Source organism: Micromonospora sp. WMMD723, assembly GCF_049863385.1.
In the GTDB taxonomy this organism is placed as follows: Bacteria; Actinomycetota; Actinomycetes; order Mycobacteriales; family Micromonosporaceae; genus Micromonospora; species Micromonospora wenchangensis.
Window position 1 is genome coordinate 3,726,922 of record NZ_JBMKNR010000001.1, and the last position, 16,446, is coordinate 3,743,367.

A 16,446-nucleotide genomic window follows, 5' to 3' on the forward strand; every position below is an offset into this window, starting at 1 on the left:
GGCATCCAGCAACCGCCGATAGAATTGCGGCATGATCGACTCCTCTGCCCAGGAGGGCAGCAGTAGCCAGCCGGGTCGTGCCCGGCAATCCTCCGCCCCGACGTCCACGGGAGCCCTGAGCGACCCGTGTTGATCGTCGTCGGCCTCGCACTCATCATCGTTCTCACCGCCGCCACCGGCTACTTCGTAGCCCAGGAGTTCGGCTACGTCGCCGTGGACCGGGGCAAGCTCAAGCAGCTCGCCGACGACGGCGACGCCAAGGCCGCCCGCGCCCTGGAGGTCACCGGGCGGCTGTCGTTCATGCTCTCCGGGGCACAGCTCGGCATCACCGTGACCGCCCTGCTGGTCGGTTACGCCGCCGAGCCCTACCTCGGTGCCGGGCTGGCCGAACTGCTCGGCGGCGTCGGCGTCGCAACCGGCGTCAGCCTGCCGCTGTCGGTGGCGTTGGCGCTGGTCATCGCCACCGTCGTGCAGATGGTCCTCGGTGAGTTGGCCCCGAAGAACCTGGCCATCGCCCGCCCCGAGGTGTTGGCGCGGGCGCTGAGCCGGTCGACTCTGATCTACCTGAAGATCGCCGGGCCGCTGATCACGCTCTTCGATCGGGCCGCCGTCCGGCTGCTGCGCCGGGTCGGCATCGAGCCGATCGAGGAGCTGCCCAGTGGTGCCACCCCGGCCGACCTGGAGCAGATCATCGCCGAGTCCCGGGAGGAGGGGCATCTCGACGCCGAGATGTCCGACCTGCTCGACCGGGGTCTCGACTTCCGGGAGCTGACCGCCGGGGAGGCCATGGTGCCCCGGGTCGACGTGCACACCATCCGGTCGCACGAACCGGTCAGCCGGGTGGTCGAGCTGCTCGACACCGGTCACTCCCGCTTCCCGGTACGCGGCGTCGACGGCGTCGACGACCTCGTCGGCGTGGTCGGCATCGCCGACGTGCTCGGGGTGCCGCCGGCCGAGCGCGCCACCACCCCGGTCAGCGCGGTGGCCGTACCGCCGCTGCTGGTGCCGGAGACGCTGCCGCTGCCCACGGTGCTGGACCGGCTGCGTTCCGGGCACCGGCAGCTCGCCTGCGTGGTCGACGAGTACGGCGGCTTCGCCGGCGTGATCACGCTGGAGGACATCGCCGAGGAACTCGTCGGACCGATCCGCGACGAGGACGACCCGCCCGAGCCGGCCCCGATCCGGCAGGAGGACGGCTCCTGGGTGGTGCCGGCCCGCTGGCGGATCGACGAGGTCGCCGACAGCACCGGCATCGCCCTGCCCGAGGCCCCCGAGTACGACACCCTCTCCGGGCTGGTCATGCGGGAGCTGGGCCGGGTGCCCGAGGTGGGTGACCGGCTGGAGATCAGCCTGCCGGTCGACCACGACGAGCCGACGGAACGGCCGACGGCCCTGGTCGAGGTGCTCGCCGTGGACCGGCACGTGGCCGACTCCGTCCGGCTCACCCTGGCCGCCGACCAGGCCGCCGACGGGGAACCTCCGGCCGCCGGTGGCGCGGGCGAGCGACGCCGCGCCACGAACGTCCGCGCCGGCGGCACCGGGGGCGATCGACGCGGCGGCGCGAACGCCCGTGCCACCGGCGGTGCCGACGTGCGCGTCACCCCGGGTCGGGAGGATCGGTCATGAGCCCCACCGTCGCACTGCTGGTGTCGGTGCTGCTGCTCGCCCTCAACGGCTTCTTCGTGGCCGCCGAGTTCGCCCTGGTGGCGGCCAAGCGCTACCGGTTGGAACAGACCGCCGCCACCGGCAGCCGGGCCGCCCGCGCCGCCCTGGACGGGGTTCGCGAGCTGTCCCTGATGCTGGCCGGCGCGCAGCTCGGCATCACCCTGTGCACCCTGGGCCTGGGTGCGCTCGCCGAACCGGCGATCGAGCACCTGATCAGCCCGCTGCTGCACACCGTCGGCCTGCCGGAGGCGGCCAGCCACGTCGTCGCGTTGATCTTCGCGTTGGGGCTCGTGACGTTCCTGCACCTGGTGGTCGGCGAGATGGCCCCGAAGTCGTGGGCGATCACCGACGCCGAGCGCTCGGCGACCCTGCTGGCGCTGCCGTTCCGGGCCTTCGCCCGGGTCGCCCGCCCGGTGCTGTCCGTGCTCAACGCCCTGGCCAACGCGATGCTGCGGCTGGTGGGGGTGCAGCAGCAGGACCAGCTCGCCCAGGTCCACGGTCCGGATGAGCTGCGCATCCTGCTCGAACAGTCCCGCGAGCACGGGCTGCTCGGTGCCGAACAGCACCAGATGCTGACCAGCATGCTGGAGTTGCAGGGCACCACCGTCGCCCAGGTGATGGAACCCTTCGACCAGATCGTCACGGTCCACCGCAACGACACCGCCGAGCGGATCGAGCAGGTCAGCCGGGACAGCGGCCGGTCCCGGCTCGCCGTCCTCGACGACGGCGGTGAGGTGTGCGGGCTGGTGCACGTACGGGAGGCGGTCCGGGCCGTCACCACCAGCCGGGCGGCCACCGCCGCCGAGCTGATGACCCGGTCGTTCACCCTGCCGGCCACCTCCTCGGTCACCGAGGCGGTCGCCGCGATGCGCGCCGACCAGGCCCAGTTGGCGCTGGTCCGCAACGGTGGCGGCCCGACCCGGCCGATCGGTTTCGTGGCGCTGGAGGACCTCCTCGAAGAGGTCATCGGCGAGTTCGACGACGAGACCGACCCGATCCCGCGGGGCCGCCGGATGCGCTGACGGCCGTAGCGCCCGGCGCTGAGCAAGATCGACACAACGGGGGCGATGTGGTGGTGTCGGACAGGAGTTGACACCGCTACATCGCCCCCTTCGCGTCGAACAATGCGGTAGCTCCGCCTGGTCGGGCGCCGGGTCGAGGAGTGCGGAGCCGGTGAGCGGGAACCCGCACGGTCATGCGGTTGACCGGTGTGTCCCGGGAATCCGGTGTGACCGGGTTGTCGGTGAGCACCACCCTCACCAATCCGAGCACCCGCCCGGGGCTACGGCTGCCGGGGCGGGTGACCCTCAGCGCCGGGTCGCAGGACGTGCCGATCCGGCACGTACGGCTGGGTCTGGTGGCGACCGCCGAACCGGAGGACCCCCGTTCGCCCCGTCGCCTCGTGCAGTACCACCAGGTGCCGGTGGGGGGACGGTTCGTCGTACCGGCCGGTCGGCGACGGGCCATCGACTTCGCCGTACCGCTGCCGTGGGAGACCCCGGTGACGATCTTCGGCGGGGTGCCGTTGATGAGCCTGCGTACCGGACTACGTACCGAGGTGTCGGTGGACCCGGAGCTGGAGCAGGGCGCGATGGTGCCGGTCTTCATCCATCCGTTGCCCGCCCAGCAGCATGTGCTCGCCGCGCTGGACACGCTGGGTTTCGTGCTGCGGCAGGCGGGACTGGTGTCGAGCCGGCTGCCGGGGGTCGCGCAGACCCTGCCGGTGCACCAGCGGCTCGGCTACTGGGTCGCCCCGCTCTACGCCGGCCCGATCACCGAGCTGGAGCTGATCTTCGTGACCAACTCCGCCGGCCTGGAGGTGCTGCTGTGGATGGACCGGCGGCTGTCGTTGACCGGGATCAGTCACCAGAGCATCAGCCGGTTCCGGATCTGGCACACCGGTGCCGACCAGCAGGACTGGGTCTCGGTGGTGGACGGCTGGTTGCGTACGGCGATCGACCGGCACGCGGCGGCGGCCTCGGACGCGCACTGGTCGGCCCGGATCACCGAGTCGGCCCACGTCAGCCGCCCGCCCGACGAACCGGTGCGGCCGGGCTTCGGGTTGGGCGGCACCGCCGGGAGTGGGGGGATCGGCAGCGGGGGCGGAGGTGGCGACGGCACCTGACCCGCCGGCCGCAGCGGGCGGGTCAGGTGCCGTGTGTCGTGTGCGGGGTGGGGCGGGTCAGACCGAGGCGGTGGCGAGCTTGATGCCGAAGCCCAGGAAGAGCATGCCGACGCCGGTGGTGGCTCCGGCGGCCAACCGGCGACGCTGCCGGAACTGGGCGGCCAGGAAGGTACCCGCGAAGATCAGCGCGGTCAGGTAGAGCGCGCTGGTCACCTGGGCGATCAGCCCGAGCAGCAGGAACGACAGCGCCGGCCAGGCATAGCCGGGGTCGACGAACTGGATGAAGAACGAGATGAAGAAGAGGATCGCCTTCGGGTTGAGCAGGCTGATCACCAGCGCCTTGCGGAACGGGCTGCGCAGCGCCTCCGGCTCGGCGGCGTCGATCAGCCGGGGTGTCGCGGGGTCGTTGCGGTCGCGCCACCGCCGCCAGGCCCCCCGCAACATGGTCAGCCCGACGTAGCCCAGGTAGGCCGCGCCCGCGTACTTGATCACGAGGAAGAGCGGCGGATACGCCTTGAGCAGCGACGCCACCCCGGCGGCGGAGAGGATCATCAGCACCGAGTCGCCGAGGAAGACCCCGCCCGCCGCCCGGTAGCCGGTCGCCACGCCGCGCTTGGCGGCGGTGGAGAGCACGAAGAGGGAGTTCGGCCCCGGCAGCAGGATGATCGCCACGGTGCCCAACACGTACGTCCAGATGTCGGTGATGCCCAGCACGCCCGTCATCCTCGCTCCGCCGGTGCCGGACGGTGAAGCCATTCCCGCAGCCTGGCCTGTGCGTTCGGCCACTCGTCGACGGTCATGGCGTACTGCACGGTGTCCCGCCAGGAGCCGTCCGGGCGCTGCCGGTGCATCCGCAGCACGCCCTCCCGGGTCGCGCCGAGCCGGGCGATCGCGGCCTGCGACCTGGTGTTGCGGATGTCGGTCTGCCAGACCACCCGCACCGCCCCCAGGTCGTCGAACGCCCGACCGAGCAGCAACAGCTTGGCCTCGGTGTTGACGGCGCTGCCCCACCACGCGCGGCCGAGCCAGGTGTACCCGATGGCGACGCAGCGCCGCGCCGGGTCGAGGTCGTAGTAGGAGGTCGACCCGATGACCGCGCCGGTGCGGGCGCAGCGCTGCACCCACGGCACCCGTTCGCCGCGCTGCCGGGCGTCCAGCGCGGTGGTGACGACGGCCCGCATCGCGGCCGGGTCGGTGGGCGTCGGGTGGCTCAGGTGGGCCCAGACCTCCGGCTCGGCGGTGGCGGTGAAGAGGTCGTCGGCGTGCGTCGCGGTGAGCGGTTCCAGCAGCACGTGCCCGCCGTGCAGCGGCACCGGCTCGTACCACGGTGACGTGGCGGAACCCGCCCCCGACGGTCCGGCGGCCCGCGCTTCCGCCTCGACGGGCCCGGCGGCGTCGGACGGGCCGGTGACGTGCGCCGGGCCCGGGCGGGCCGGTCCGGCCGGCTCCCGCACCGGGGTGCCGGACAGGTAGGCCGGCAGCGGGGCGGCCACCCCGGTGTCGGGCTCCGGCGGGCCGGCGACCTGCCGCAACGGCACCACCCCGGCCCAGTACGGCAGGTCGAGGTCGGCGGGTTCGTCGCGGACCCCGCCGGTACGGGTCCGGACCGACACCTCGCGCAGCGGCAGCGCCAGGACGGCGGTCTCGGCCAGCTCCCGCCGGCTCGGTGGACGGCTGTCGGCGGCCCGCCCGGCGGCGGCCTTCTCCACCAGGGCGGTCAGCACCGTGCGCTTGTCGTCGTCGTCGGTCACCAGGTGGGCGGTGCCGTGGGCGACGACCGAGCGGTAGTTGGCGCTGTGGTGGAACTGGGAACGGCCGAAGACCAGCCCGTCGAGCAGGGTCACGGTGACGCAGACCGGCAGCCCGGCGTCGCCCCGGGCGGCGAGCAGCGGCCGGCTGCCGGTGGAGCCGTGCAGGTAGAGGGTGTCACCGACGCGGACGTGCAGGGTGGGCAGCAGTCGGGGCTCACCGTCGACCACGAACCCCAGCACGCAGTGGTAGGCCTCGTCGAGCACCGCGTGGGCGGTGGCCCGGTCGTAGCTCATCCGGTCCCGGCTGCGGTTGGCGGTGGTGCGTGCGGTCGGCGCGTACATGTGACATCCCGCCTTTGTTCTAGTACGATCCTGAAAATGTGGCAGCACATTATCAGATACTCGGGTCCACGTCCGCCGCGATTTCGGCGAGCGTGGAAACCGGCATCCGCAGCGGCGCGCTCGCCGCCGGTGACGCGTTGCCGCCCGTCCGCGCCCTCGCCACCGCGCTGGCGGTCAGCCCGGCCACCGTCGCCCGCGCCTACCAGGAGCTGCGCCAGCGGGGTCTGGTGGTCACCGCCGGCCGGCACGGCACCCGGGTGCGGCCCCGGCCGCCGGTCGCCCCCCGCCGCGCCGCGCACGCCCCGGCCCCCGCCCCCGGCACCCGGGACGTGTCCCACGGGCAACCCGACCCCCGGCTCCTGCCGCCGCTCGGCCCGCACCTGGCCGCGCTCGCCGACACGGTCGGCCCACCCGTCGGATACGCCACGACCGGCGTGCACCCCGCCCTGGCCGAGGCCGCCCGCTCCCGGCTGGCCGCCGACGGGGTGCCCGCCGACGAGCTGACCCTCACCGGGGGTGCGCTCGACGGCATCGAACGGCTGCTCGCCACCCACCTGCGCCCCGGTGACGCGGTGGGCCTGGAGGACCCGGGCTGGGCCAACCTGCTCGACCTCGTCGCGGCGCTCGGATTGCGGCCGGTCGGCTTCCCGGTCGACGACGAGGGGCCCGTCGTGGCCGGGGTGCGCGACGCCCTCGCCCTCGGGGTGCGGGCGCTGGTGGTGACCAGCCGGGCGCAGAATCCGACGGGCGCCGCCGTCTCCGCCGGCCGTGCCGGGGAGTTGCGGGCCCTGCTCGCCGACCGCCCCGACCTGCTGCTGATCGAGGACGACCACGCCGCCGAGCTGTCCCGGCTGCCGGTGCACCCGCTGGCCGGTGCCACCCCGACCTGGGCCTTCATCCGCTCGGTGAGCAAGCCCTACGGGCCCGACCTGCGGCTGGCGGTGCTGGCCGGTGACGAGGTGACGGTGTCCCGGGTGGCCGGCCGGGCCCGGGTGGGGGCCGGCTGGGTCTCCACCGTCCTGCAACGGCTCGTCCTGTCGCTCTGGCGCGATCCGGCCACCACCGCCCTGGTCGACCGGGCCGCCGACGCCTACGAACGTCGACGTCGGGGGCTGCTCGCCGCGCTCGCCGAGCGGGGCGTGGCGGGGCACGGCCGCAGCGGCATCAACGTCTGGCTGCCGGTGCCCGACGAGACCGCCACGGTCACCGCGCTACGCGACGCCGGCTGGTCGGTCGCGCCCGGTGGTCTCTCCCGGCTCGGCAGCCCGCCCGCCGTCCGGATCACGGTCAGCGCGCTCGACGACGCCGACCTCGTGCCGCTGGCCGACGCGGTGGCGGCGGCGGTCCGCCCCGCCGGCCCGGTCCGATTCACCGCCTGATCCGCGTCGTCGGCCTGCTCCCCTCCCGCTGTCCGGGCGTGGGTTCCGGCGGCGCGGTCAACCCCGCCTGGCGTACGAAGACCTTCCGGCGGGCGACCGCGTCGCCGGCCGCGTCCAGTTGGTAACCCTCCAACCAGACCCATCCGTCGTACGTGGGCCAGTCGAGCACCCGGATGACCCGCAACCGGATGGGCCGGAGGAACTGCACGCTGGCGGCGCTGGTCACGTACACCAGGTCGCCGGCCCTCACCGGCCGTCCCGGTCCCGTCGGGCGCGCAGCTCCCACTGGACGCGCCGGTCCCGCCAGGCGCGCAACGTCGCGCCCGCGTCGGCGAGGCGGGCGCACGAGCCGTCCGGCCGGCACCGGGAGCAGGCGTTGCGGTGGTGGAAGTCGACGACGTAACCGGCCATCACCACGGCGAACGGTGGCTCGCCGGAGCGCGGTTCAGTCCCGGTCGCGGGCCGGGGCCTGATCTGTTGTACGACGTCGACAGGTTCGACAGGCCGGTGGAACCACTTTCCACGACACATGCGCGTTTCCTGACACTAGGGTTGAGGGCAAGTCGAGTGCGTGGCGGCAGCGGCTTCCGTGCTGCCCGATTTTCCGGGCAGCAATTTAGGTGACTTTCAGGTTTGGTGCCAACGCATCTCATATCTAAGATTGCGGGTATGGCACTGCTCAGCGGCACCCGGTTGGAGGTGTGGGGATCTGCCGAGATCCAAGAGCGTTTGGGGATCTCATGACAGCGTGCCTACATCTTGATCGGGCGCAGAGATTTTCCTCCGCCGGCCGCTGTTCTCAGGATGGGCCAGATCTGGTTGAGATCTGATGTGGAGGCGTGGATTCTTGAGAAGCGACCTCACCTGGTCGAGGTCGATGAGGGGTTATAGCGAAACGCTCCGGTCGACATTCATTGGTGTGCGTCAATGGCTTCGTTGGTTCTGGAGCTACGTGGCCCTGCGTGTCTCGCCACATTTCGAGGTATGACGACAAGCGCGTGAGGCCCATACCCGGGTCACTCTCCGCGTATGCCATGTCACCACACTATACCTGTCTAGTCATCCTGTCTAGACAGGACTGTGATGGGAGTGGCCGCAACCGGTGGGTAAGTTGGCAGATGTGCCTACCCCGCACGTAGAGCCGCGTCGGTACCGGATCGTGGCCGACGAGTTGCGCCGCCGGATCACGGATGGCGCGATCCCACCCGGCTCCCTGCTGCCCAGCGAATCCACCCTCATGGCGGAGTTCTCCGTCGCCAGGGGCACTGTGCGGGAGGCATTGGCGCTGCTGCGCGCAGAGGGCCTGACCGTGGCGGAGAAGGGCAGGGGCACCTACGTTCGCCCGGTCGTGCCCGTTCGCCGGCTCGGCTCCGAGCGGTACCGAGCCGAGCTTGAGCAGGTACGGAACGGTGAGCTGGGCACGGCCTTCACCACCGATCAGCAAGTGGCCTGGTCGGCGTACACCCTGGACATGGAGTTCAAGGAGGTTCCCGCGGCTGCTCCGGTGGCAGGACTCTTCGGGGTGCCGCCCGGGACTATGCTGCTGGAGCGTCGATTCGTGTTCCGTACCCACGGTGTCCCGCAGCAGATGTCCACCTCGTACCTGTTGCTGTCCATGGTGGCGGGCACACCGGTGGCCGACCCCGCGAACGAGCCGTGGCCCGGGGGCAATACCTCCCAACTGCACAGCCTGGGCTATGACATCACCGCCGTACGTGAACAGGTGAGCGCCCGAATGCCACTGCCGGACGAGGTGCACACCCTGCGGATTCCGGGCGGTATACCAGTCGTCGCCATTACTCGGCAGACCTATGTGGATGATGTGGTCGCGGAGGTCGCCGATATCGTGCTCCCGGGGGACCGGGTTCGCCTCGACTACCTGATCGACCTCGCCTGAGTGGCCCGGCATGACTGAGAACGTGCCGGACCGGCAGGTCCGTTGCGGGTGCACTGGCGCGACCGGGTAGAACAGTCGCCATGGCCGAGCAGACCGACGCACCCGGTGCCCAGCAGTTCGTCCCGCCGCAGGCCGGCACACTTGCCGAGCTGCGGGCCGCGGCCGCCGGTTGCCGGGGCTGCGAGCTGTACCGGGACGCCACCCAGACCGTCTTCGGCCGGGGCGACGAGAGCGCCCGGGTGGTCTTCGTCGGCGAGCAGCCCGGCGACCTGGAGGACCAGCACGGGCTGCCCTTCGTCGGCCCGGCCGGTCGGCTGCTGCGCCGGGCGGTCGACGACGCCGGCCTCGACCCGGCCCATCTCTACATCACCAACGCGGTGAAGCACTTCCGGCACGAGTTGCGCGGCCGGCGTCGCATCCACCAGACCCCGGACCGGGTGCACATCGTCGCCTGCCGGCCGTGGCTGGTCGCCGAGTTCGCCCGGCTCCGTCCCGACCTGGTGGTGGTGCTCGGCGCGACGGCGGCGAAGGCCCTGCTCGGCCCGACGTTCCGGGTCACCCGGCAGCGCGGCGAGCTGCTGCCCTGGCCGGCCGCCGCCGAGCACCCGGAGGACTTCACCCGGGTTCCGGTGCACCGCGCCGGCACGGTCGCCGACGCGCCCGTCGCCCGGGTGCTCGCCACCATCCACCCGTCGGCGGTGCTGCGCGCCGACAACCAGGACGTCGCCTACCGGGGGCTGGTGGACGACCTGACGGTGGCCGCCCGCGCCCTGACCGGCTGACCACCGGAGACGATCCACAGGGGAATGCCTACCGCCCTGACCGGGTAACCGGACGGCATGGCCGAACGAACGCCGGGACGTCGTAACCTGCTGCTCCGGCTCGGTGCTCCCGGGCCGTACGTCCTGTCGGCGGCCTTCGCCACCGCCCTCTGGTTTCCGCTGCGGCTCTTCGAGGACCCGGACCGGTCGGTCCCGCTGGCCTTGGTCCGGGCCGGGTTGGCCGGTGTGGTGTGGGGGCTGTTCCCGTTCCTGATGGCCGCCGTGTCCCGCTCCCGGTCGCAGGACCGGAGCCTGGTCGCGCTGCGTCGGGGCGTGGTGCCGGCGGGTGGGCCCGACCGGGCGGCCATGGTCGACCAACTCCCGGCGACGCGTCGGGGCGCGCTGATCGCTGTGGTGGGCGGCGTCCCGCTCTTCGGCGGGCTGGCGGCACTCGCCCCGACCGTCGACCGGCCCGCCTCCGGGGTGGCGTTCCTCGTGGTCCTGGCGGTCGTGCTCACCATCGCCGGGATCACCCTCGGCCGGGTGCGCCGGCTCGACCGCCGGCTGGCCGGCATCTCGCAGGTGTCCCGCCCACCGATCTGACCGGCCGGACCACGTCCCCGGCCGGCGGACTGCGGCTCCTGCCGTCACCCGGGACGCCGTTCGGGCCGCGGTCCCACCGGGAACCCCGTGCGGACGGGTGGCCGGCTGCGCGAGGATGGCCTCCCCGGACCAGGAGCTGCGATGACCGTCGACCTGCGCGTGCCCACCCGGCCCGACGTCGCCCCGATCCAGCGACGTACGTTGCGGCTGCTCGTCGCCACCCAGACCATCGGTGGGGTCGGGGTGGCGATCGGGATCTCCGTCGGGGCGCTGCTGGCGGCCCGGGTCGCCGGCACCGCCGTGGCCGGGCTGGCGCAGAGCTGCGGGGTGGTCGGCGCGGCGCTGCTCGCCGTACCGGTCACCCGGATCATGAACGGGCACGGCCGGCGGCCGGGGCTGGTGGTGGCCTACCTGACCGGGGCGGTCGGGGCGCTGCTGGTGGTGCTCGCCACGGCCACCGGCGGGGTGCCGCTGCTCTTCCTCGGGATGCTGCTGTTCGGCGGCGGCACGGCGGCCAACCTCCAGGCCCGCTACACGGCGGTGGACCTCGCCGAACCGGCCCGTCGGGGCCGGCAGCTCTCCCTGGTCGTCTGGGCCACCACCATCGGCTCGGTGGCGGCCCCCAACTTCGCCGCGCTCGCCGACCGGGTCACCCGGTCCCGGGGGCTGCCGTCGCTGGCCGGCCCGTTCGCGTTCAGTGCCGTCGCGTTCGGCCTGGCCGCGGTCGTACTGCTGCTGTTGCTGCGGCCCGACCCGCTGCTGACCGCGCGGCGGCTCGCGGCGGCCGAGGCGGGTGCGCCGCCCGGGGCCGCCACCCCGGCGACAGCCGCGCCGGGCGCACGGCGGGCCGGCATGCGGGTGGCGTGGCAGGTGGTGCGCCGCCGGCCGGCGGCCCGGCTGGGCATCGTCGCCGTCGCGGTCGGCCACCTGGTGATGGTCGCGGTGATGGCGATGACCCCGGTACGCCTCGGCGAGTCGCACTCCGACGCGGACGTGCTGCGGGTCGTCGGCATCGTGCTGAGCGTGCACATCGCCGGCATGTACGCGTTCTCGCCGGTGGTGGGTTGGCTCACCGACCGGTGGGGCCGGCGTGCGGTGATCCTCACCGGCGTCGGCACCCTGCTTGCGGCCTGTGCGGTCGCCGGCACCGCCGGGCACCACACGCCGCGCCTCTCGGTCGGCCTGGCGCTGCTCGGGCTGGGCTGGTCGGCGACCATGGTGGCCGGTTCGACGCTGCTGTCCGAGGCGGTGCCGTCCCGGGTACGCCCCAGCGTGCAGGGGCTCTCCGACCTGACGATGGGGCTGGCCGGGGCGGGCGCGGCGGCGGCCAGCGGGTTTGTCATGCGGGTGGCGGGTTATCCGACCCTGTCCCTGCTGGCGGCGATCGCGGTGGTGCCGCTGGTGGCGCTAGCGTTGCGGCGGGTGCCACCGACGGCACCCGACGAGGAGGAGTGATCACGTGCGGCTGACCGACTTCTGGACCCGGCTGGACGAGGCGTTCGGGTCGGGCTACGCGGCCAGCATCGCCAGCGACCAGGTGCTCTCCCAACTCGACGGGCGGACCATCGAACAGGCCCTCGCGGCCGGCGAGCAGACCCACGTGGTGTGGCGGGCGGTGGTCGCCGCGTACCCCGACCGGGTGCCCGCGCGACTACGCTGAGCTGCCGTCGCACCCCGTCCGCGTGTCGCTTGCCGGCTCGTACACCTGTTCGGCTATTGTCCACAGCGGGGTGCTCGTCCACAGCTCGCGGCCCGTCGGCTGGTTTTCTGTCGGACCCAGCGCCTAGCGTGTCCGCGTGACGCGAAGCTCAGGAAAGACGCCGGCGAAGGCAGGAGTGGCAAACATGGCCGCAGGGCCCGACCGGGAGAAGGCACTCGACCTTGCTCTCGCTCAGATCGACAAGCAGTTCGGCAAGGGGTCGGTGATGCGGCTGGGCGAGCGTCCGGTCGTCCAGACCTCGGTCATCCCGACCGGTTCCATCGCGCTCGACGTGGCGCTCGGCGTGGGCGGCCTGCCCCGGGGCCGGGTCGTCGAGATCTACGGCCCCGAGTCCAGCGGTAAGACCACGGTCGCCCTGCACGCGGTGGCCAACGCCCAGCGGGCCGGCGGCATCGCCGCCTTCGTCGACGCCGAGCACGCGCTCGACCCCGACTACGCCAAGGCGCTCGGTGTCGACACCGACGCCCTGCTGGTCTCCCAGCCGGACACCGGCGAGCAGGCGCTGGAGATCACCGACATGCTGGTCCGCTCCGGCGCGATCGACATCATCGTGATCGACTCGGTGGCGGCCCTGGTGCCGCGCGCCGAGATCGAGGGCGAGATGGGCGACAGTCACGTCGGTCTCCAGGCCCGGCTGATGAGCCAGGCGCTGCGGAAGATCACCGGCGTGCTCAACAACACCGGCACCACGGCGATCTTCATCAACCAGCTCCGCGAGAAGATCGGCGTCATGTTCGGCTGTATGTCGTACTCGACCAGGGTGACCCTGGCCGACGGCACGCAGGAGAAGATCGGCAAGATCGTCAATCAGCGGATGGACGTCGAGATTCTCTCCTACAACCCGGAAACCGACCGGGTGGAGCCGAAGCGAATCACCAACTGGTTCAACAACGGCCCCGCCGAGCAGTTCCTCCAGTTCACCGTGGCCAAGTCGGGCGGCAACGGCCGTGCACAGTTCGCCGCCACCGCCAACCACCTGATCCGCACGCCCGGCGGTTGGCGGGAGGCCGGCGAACTGATCGCCGGTGACCGGGTGATGCTGGCCGAGCCGCGGCGGCTGAGTGAGCAGCAGTGGCAGGTCGTGCTCGGTTCGCTGATGGGTGACGGTGCCCTCTCGCCCAACCGGGCGGACCGCTCCGGTGTCCGTTTCCGCCTCGGGCACGGCGCTGCGCAGGTCGACTACCTCGACTGGAAGGTGTCCCTGCTCGGCAACATCACCCACTCCCGCCGCACCGACGAGCGCGGCGCCGCGTTTGCCGACTTCACGCCCCTGCCCGAGCTGGACGAGTTGCGTCGTGCGGTCTACCTGGGCGACGGCAGGAAGCACCTCAGCTGGGACTACCTCAAGGCCCTCACGCCGCTTGCCCTCGCTGTGTGGTACATGGACGACGGGTGCTTCACGGTCCGCTCCAAGGGCGTGCAGGAGCGCACCGCCGGTGGCTCCGGCCGGATCGAGATCTGCGTCGAGGCGATGGCGGAAGGCAGCCGTGAGCGGCTGGTGGAGCATCTGCGTGACGCGTACGGCATGGAGGTGAAGCTGGTTTCCCGGGGCGCCCGGGGGACCGCGTCGATCATCTTCACGACGGCGTCGTCCGCCCGGTTCCAGGAACTGGTTGCGCCGTACGTGCCGGCGGCGATGCACTCGAAGCTGCTTCCCCGGTTCCAGGGGCGGTGCGCGGTCGAGCCGCAGTTCGCCCCGGCGGAACTCACCCCGGTGCCGGCCCGGATCATCGACGTGCACGTCAAGCCCAGGACCCGCTCGATGAACCGGTTCGACATCGAGGTGGAGGGCAACCACAACTACTTCGTCGACGGGGTCATGGTGCACAACAGCCCCGAGACCACCACCGGCGGTCGGGCGCTGAAGTTCTACGCCTCGGTCCGGCTCGACGTGCGCCGCATCGAGAGCCTCAAGGACGGCACCGACGTGGTCGGTAACCGCACCCGGGTCAAGGTCGTGAAGAACAAGGTCGCCGCGCCGTTCAAACAGGCCGAGTTCGACATCATGTACGGCAAGGGCATCTCCCGCGAGGGCTCGCTGATCGACGTCGGCGTCGAGCAGGCGATCATCCGCAAGTCCGGCGCCTGGTACACCTACGACGGTGACCAGCTCGGCCAGGGTAAGGAGAAGGCCCGGGAGTTCATGAAGGAGAACCCGGACGTGGCCGCCGAGATCGAGAAGAAGATCCTGGAGAAGCTCGGGGTCGGGGTCGGCGCGGGTGACGCCGCCGGTGGCCCTGAGCTGCCGCCCGTCGACTTCTGACCGGTCGCCCCCCGATGGCAGGACGACGCGCCCGCACGGGGCGGGGGTGGGACGCCTCCCCACCCCGTGCGGGTGCCGACGACCCCTTCCGCACCGACGCCGACGATCCGACCCGGGCCGGTGGGCCCCGCCCCCGTCGGGGTCGCCGGGGGCGGGCCGACGAGGACGCGTCGGGGCCGGTCGAGCCGACCGTCCGGGACGAGGGCGAGGTGGCCCGGGAGATCTGCCTGCGGCAGCTCGCGGTGCGCCCGCGGACCCGGGCCGAGCTGGCCGGGGCGCTGGCGAAGAAGGGCATCTCCGACGAGGTGTCCGCCCAGGTGCTCGATCGCTACGACGAGGTCGGCATCATCGACGACGCGGCCTTCGCCCGCGCCTGGGTTTCCAGCCGGCACAACGGTCGCGGGCTGGCCCGCCGGGCCCTGGCCAACGAGCTGCGCCAGCGTGGCGTGGACGGCGAGGTGGCCAGCGAGGCGCTCGGCGAGTTGGACGAGGAGACCGAGGCACAGACCGCCCGCGCCCTGGTCGACCGGAAGCTGCGGACCGCCCGGGGTGAGCCCGACGCGGTGTTCCGCCGGCTGGTCGGCATGCTCGCCCGCAAGGGTTATCCGCCCGGGGTGGCGATCCGGGCGGTGAAGGACGCCCTGGCCGCCCAGAGCGCCGAGGCGGCCGAGTTCGCCGAGCAGATCGACGCCGACGCGCTGGCCGACGCCGAGGGCGAACGGGGCTGACCGTGTGGAAGGCGTCCCTCAACGGTGCGCGGCGGCGCGACGAGCACCCCGCCGTGCCGCTGACCGCGGCCGAACTGGCCGCCGACGCGGTCCGCTGTGCCGCGCTGGGGGTGGCGGCGGTGCACGTCCATCCCCGGGACGCCTACGGTGTCGAGTCGCTGTCGCCGTCGGTGATCGCCGAGGCGGTGACCGCGATCCGCGCCGCCCGGCCGGGGCTGCCGGTGGGGGTGAGCACCGGCGCGTGGATCGCACCCGACCCGGCCGACCGGGTCGCCGCCGTCCGCGCCTGGTCGGTGCTACCCGACTTCGCCTCGGTCAACGCCCACGAGGACGGTGCCGAGGCGGTCGCGGCGACCCTGCACGGGCGGGACGTGCTGGTCGAGGCCGGCCTCTGGACGGTGGACGCGGTCCGCGCCTGGCGGGGCTGGCGGGTGCCCGCCGGGCGGGTCCTGGTCGAGTGCCTGGCCGACGAGCCGGACCGGGCGCTGGCCGACGCCGCCGACATGCTCGCCCTCCTCGCCCCCGGTGATCCTCCGGTGCTGCTGCACGGCGAGGGGCCGGCGACCTGGCCGGTGCTCCTGGAGGCGGTCCGCCGGGGTCTGGACACCCGGATCGGTCTGGAGGACACCCTGCGTCTGCCGGACGGCTCACCGGCCCCCGACAACGCCGCCCTGGCGGGCTGCGCCCGTGCGCTGGGTGCCCGCTGACCCGACCGGTTCCGGCCCACCACTGCGGATTTTTGGGATTTTTGCAGCGCCGTGTCCGGATTTGGATCACCAGTGGGTGACGTTGCCAACTCTCTCCGTTCGGGGGGTTTGATCATGAGTTCTTGACCGAACGGCCTCCCGCGACCTAGCCTCGCCATACAGGCTCACTTTGCCCGACCAAGCGCAGGCTAAGCGCACAACATAGATCGCGTAACAGAACCGCATCACTTTGGCCAGCTCCACCGGCCTTGACGGTCCCTCCGGACAGCCGGTCCGGAGCCGACCCGACAACTGCACCCGGCTGTCGGCGATGCCGCATGGGCATCGCCGACGGAGAGCTATCCCCACGGCCAGCCGCTCGGTCGGGCGTCCGGAGCCGCAGAGGTGGCGTGCCCGTCGGCACGGTTCCCCTGCGGCGTAGACGTTTGGGGAGGCGCGACCATGGCTGGTCGGCACAGGGACCGGGGGTCCCCAGGAGGTGGTGGCGCGCACGGTCGCGCCGGCA

General features: G+C 72.6%; 15 protein-coding genes and 3 pseudogenes. 14 read left to right on the top strand and 4 right to left on the bottom strand.

What is annotated here, in order from left to right; genetic code table 11:
- Window positions 1-126: 126 nt before the first annotated feature.
- The 3 genes and pseudogenes from ACN261_RS16825 to ACN261_RS16835 form a co-directional block, all read left to right on the top strand.
- Window positions 127-1,479 (top strand): annotated as a pseudogene (locus tag ACN261_RS16825) (hemolysin family protein); the annotation flags it as partial.
- A 143-nt stretch (window positions 1,480-1,622) separates the two neighbouring features.
- A complete protein-coding gene (locus ACN261_RS16830) occupies window positions 1,623-2,687 on the top strand; it encodes a hemolysin family protein (protein ID WP_204923927.1) in 1,065 nt (354 codons plus the stop codon).
- Between the two features lie 173 nt (window positions 2,688-2,860).
- Window positions 2,861-3,790, top strand: a complete 930-nt coding sequence (locus ACN261_RS16835) for a sporulation protein (protein WP_425850977.1) — start codon at window positions 2,861-2,863, stop codon at window positions 3,788-3,790.
- A gap of 57 nt (window positions 3,791-3,847) precedes the next feature.
- On the opposite strand, the gene leuE is transcribed toward ACN261_RS16835, so the two are convergent.
- Both leuE and ACN261_RS16845 read right to left on the bottom strand, forming a co-directional pair.
- Window positions 3,848-4,513, bottom strand: a complete 666-nt coding sequence (leuE, locus tag ACN261_RS16840; RefSeq protein WP_302741451.1) for a leucine efflux protein LeuE — start codon at window positions 4,511-4,513, stop codon at window positions 3,848-3,850.
- Window positions 4,510-5,883 (bottom strand): GNAT family N-acetyltransferase, encoded by a 1,374-nt coding sequence (locus ACN261_RS16845; RefSeq protein ID WP_421486298.1) that lies wholly within the window; start codon window positions 5,881-5,883, stop codon window positions 4,510-4,512. The genes leuE and ACN261_RS16845 overlap by 4 nt, the downstream gene beginning before the upstream one ends.
- Window positions 5,884-5,921: 38 nt before the next feature.
- On the opposite strand from ACN261_RS16845, the gene ACN261_RS16850 reads away from it, so the two are divergent.
- A complete protein-coding gene (locus ACN261_RS16850) occupies window positions 5,922-7,262 on the top strand; it encodes an aminotransferase class I/II-fold pyridoxal phosphate-dependent enzyme (protein WP_425850979.1) in 1,341 nt (446 codons plus the stop codon).
- Here the strand turns inward: ACN261_RS16850 and ACN261_RS16855 are convergent.
- Window positions 7,252-7,512 carry a hypothetical protein gene (locus ACN261_RS16855; RefSeq protein ID WP_425850981.1) on the bottom strand — a complete coding sequence of 87 codons (261 nt, stop codon included), beginning with the start codon at window positions 7,510-7,512 and terminating at the stop codon, window positions 7,252-7,254. The two genes, ACN261_RS16850 and ACN261_RS16855, sit on opposite strands and share 11 nt — an antisense overlap.
- Complete coding sequence (locus tag ACN261_RS16860; RefSeq protein ID WP_425850983.1) at window positions 7,509-7,793, bottom strand: hypothetical protein; 285 nt, start codon at window positions 7,791-7,793, stop codon at window positions 7,509-7,511. The genes ACN261_RS16855 and ACN261_RS16860 overlap by 4 nt, the downstream gene beginning before the upstream one ends.
- A gap of 628 nt (window positions 7,794-8,421) precedes the next feature.
- Between ACN261_RS16860 and ACN261_RS16865 the strand changes: the two genes are divergently transcribed.
- The 10 genes and pseudogenes from ACN261_RS16865 to ACN261_RS16910 all read left to right on the top strand — a co-directional run bounded on the left by ACN261_RS16865 (window position 8,422) and on the right by ACN261_RS16910 (window position 15,941).
- Window positions 8,422-9,159: a GntR family transcriptional regulator gene (locus ACN261_RS16865; protein ID WP_425850987.1), complete on the top strand. Its 738-nt coding sequence runs from the start codon at window positions 8,422-8,424 to the stop codon at window positions 9,157-9,159.
- Window positions 9,160-9,239: 80 nt separating this feature from the next.
- Entirely contained in the window at window positions 9,240-9,941 is a 702-nt protein-coding gene (locus ACN261_RS16870) for a UdgX family uracil-DNA binding protein (protein ID WP_425850995.1), read from the top strand.
- Window positions 9,942-9,998: 57 nt separating this feature from the next.
- Window positions 9,999-10,523: a hypothetical protein gene (locus ACN261_RS16875; protein WP_425850997.1), complete on the top strand. Its 525-nt coding sequence runs from the start codon at window positions 9,999-10,001 to the stop codon at window positions 10,521-10,523.
- Between the two features lie 141 nt (window positions 10,524-10,664).
- The gene (locus tag ACN261_RS16880) at window positions 10,665-11,978 is read left to right on the top strand and encodes an MFS transporter (protein ID WP_425850999.1); all 1,314 of its coding nucleotides are present in this window, start codon (window positions 10,665-10,667) and stop codon (window positions 11,976-11,978) included.
- Between the two features lie 4 nt (window positions 11,979-11,982).
- Window positions 11,983-12,183 (top strand): DUF3046 domain-containing protein, encoded by a 201-nt coding sequence (locus ACN261_RS16885; RefSeq protein ID WP_088647147.1) that lies wholly within the window; start codon window positions 11,983-11,985, stop codon window positions 12,181-12,183.
- 184 nt (window positions 12,184-12,367) lie between these two features.
- A pseudogene (recA, locus tag ACN261_RS16890) lies at window positions 12,368-13,219 on the top strand (recombinase RecA); the annotation flags it as partial.
- 42 nt (window positions 13,220-13,261) lie between these two features.
- Window positions 13,262-13,834, top strand: a pseudogene (locus ACN261_RS16895) (LAGLIDADG endonuclease); the annotation flags it as partial.
- Between the two features lie 171 nt (window positions 13,835-14,005).
- Window positions 14,006-14,506, top strand: a complete 501-nt coding sequence (locus ACN261_RS16900) for a hypothetical protein (RefSeq protein ID WP_372445910.1) — start codon at window positions 14,006-14,008, stop codon at window positions 14,504-14,506.
- 14 nt (window positions 14,507-14,520) lie between these two features.
- The gene (locus ACN261_RS16905) at window positions 14,521-15,234 is read left to right on the top strand and encodes a regulatory protein RecX (RefSeq protein ID WP_421486310.1); all 714 of its coding nucleotides are present in this window, start codon (window positions 14,521-14,523) and stop codon (window positions 15,232-15,234) included.
- Window positions 15,235-15,236: 2 nt separating this feature from the next.
- On the top strand, window positions 15,237-15,941 hold the full coding sequence (locus tag ACN261_RS16910) for a 3-keto-5-aminohexanoate cleavage protein (RefSeq protein WP_421486312.1): 705 nt from the start codon (window positions 15,237-15,239) through the stop codon (window positions 15,939-15,941).
- The last annotated feature ends 505 nt before the right edge of the window (window positions 15,942-16,446 follow it).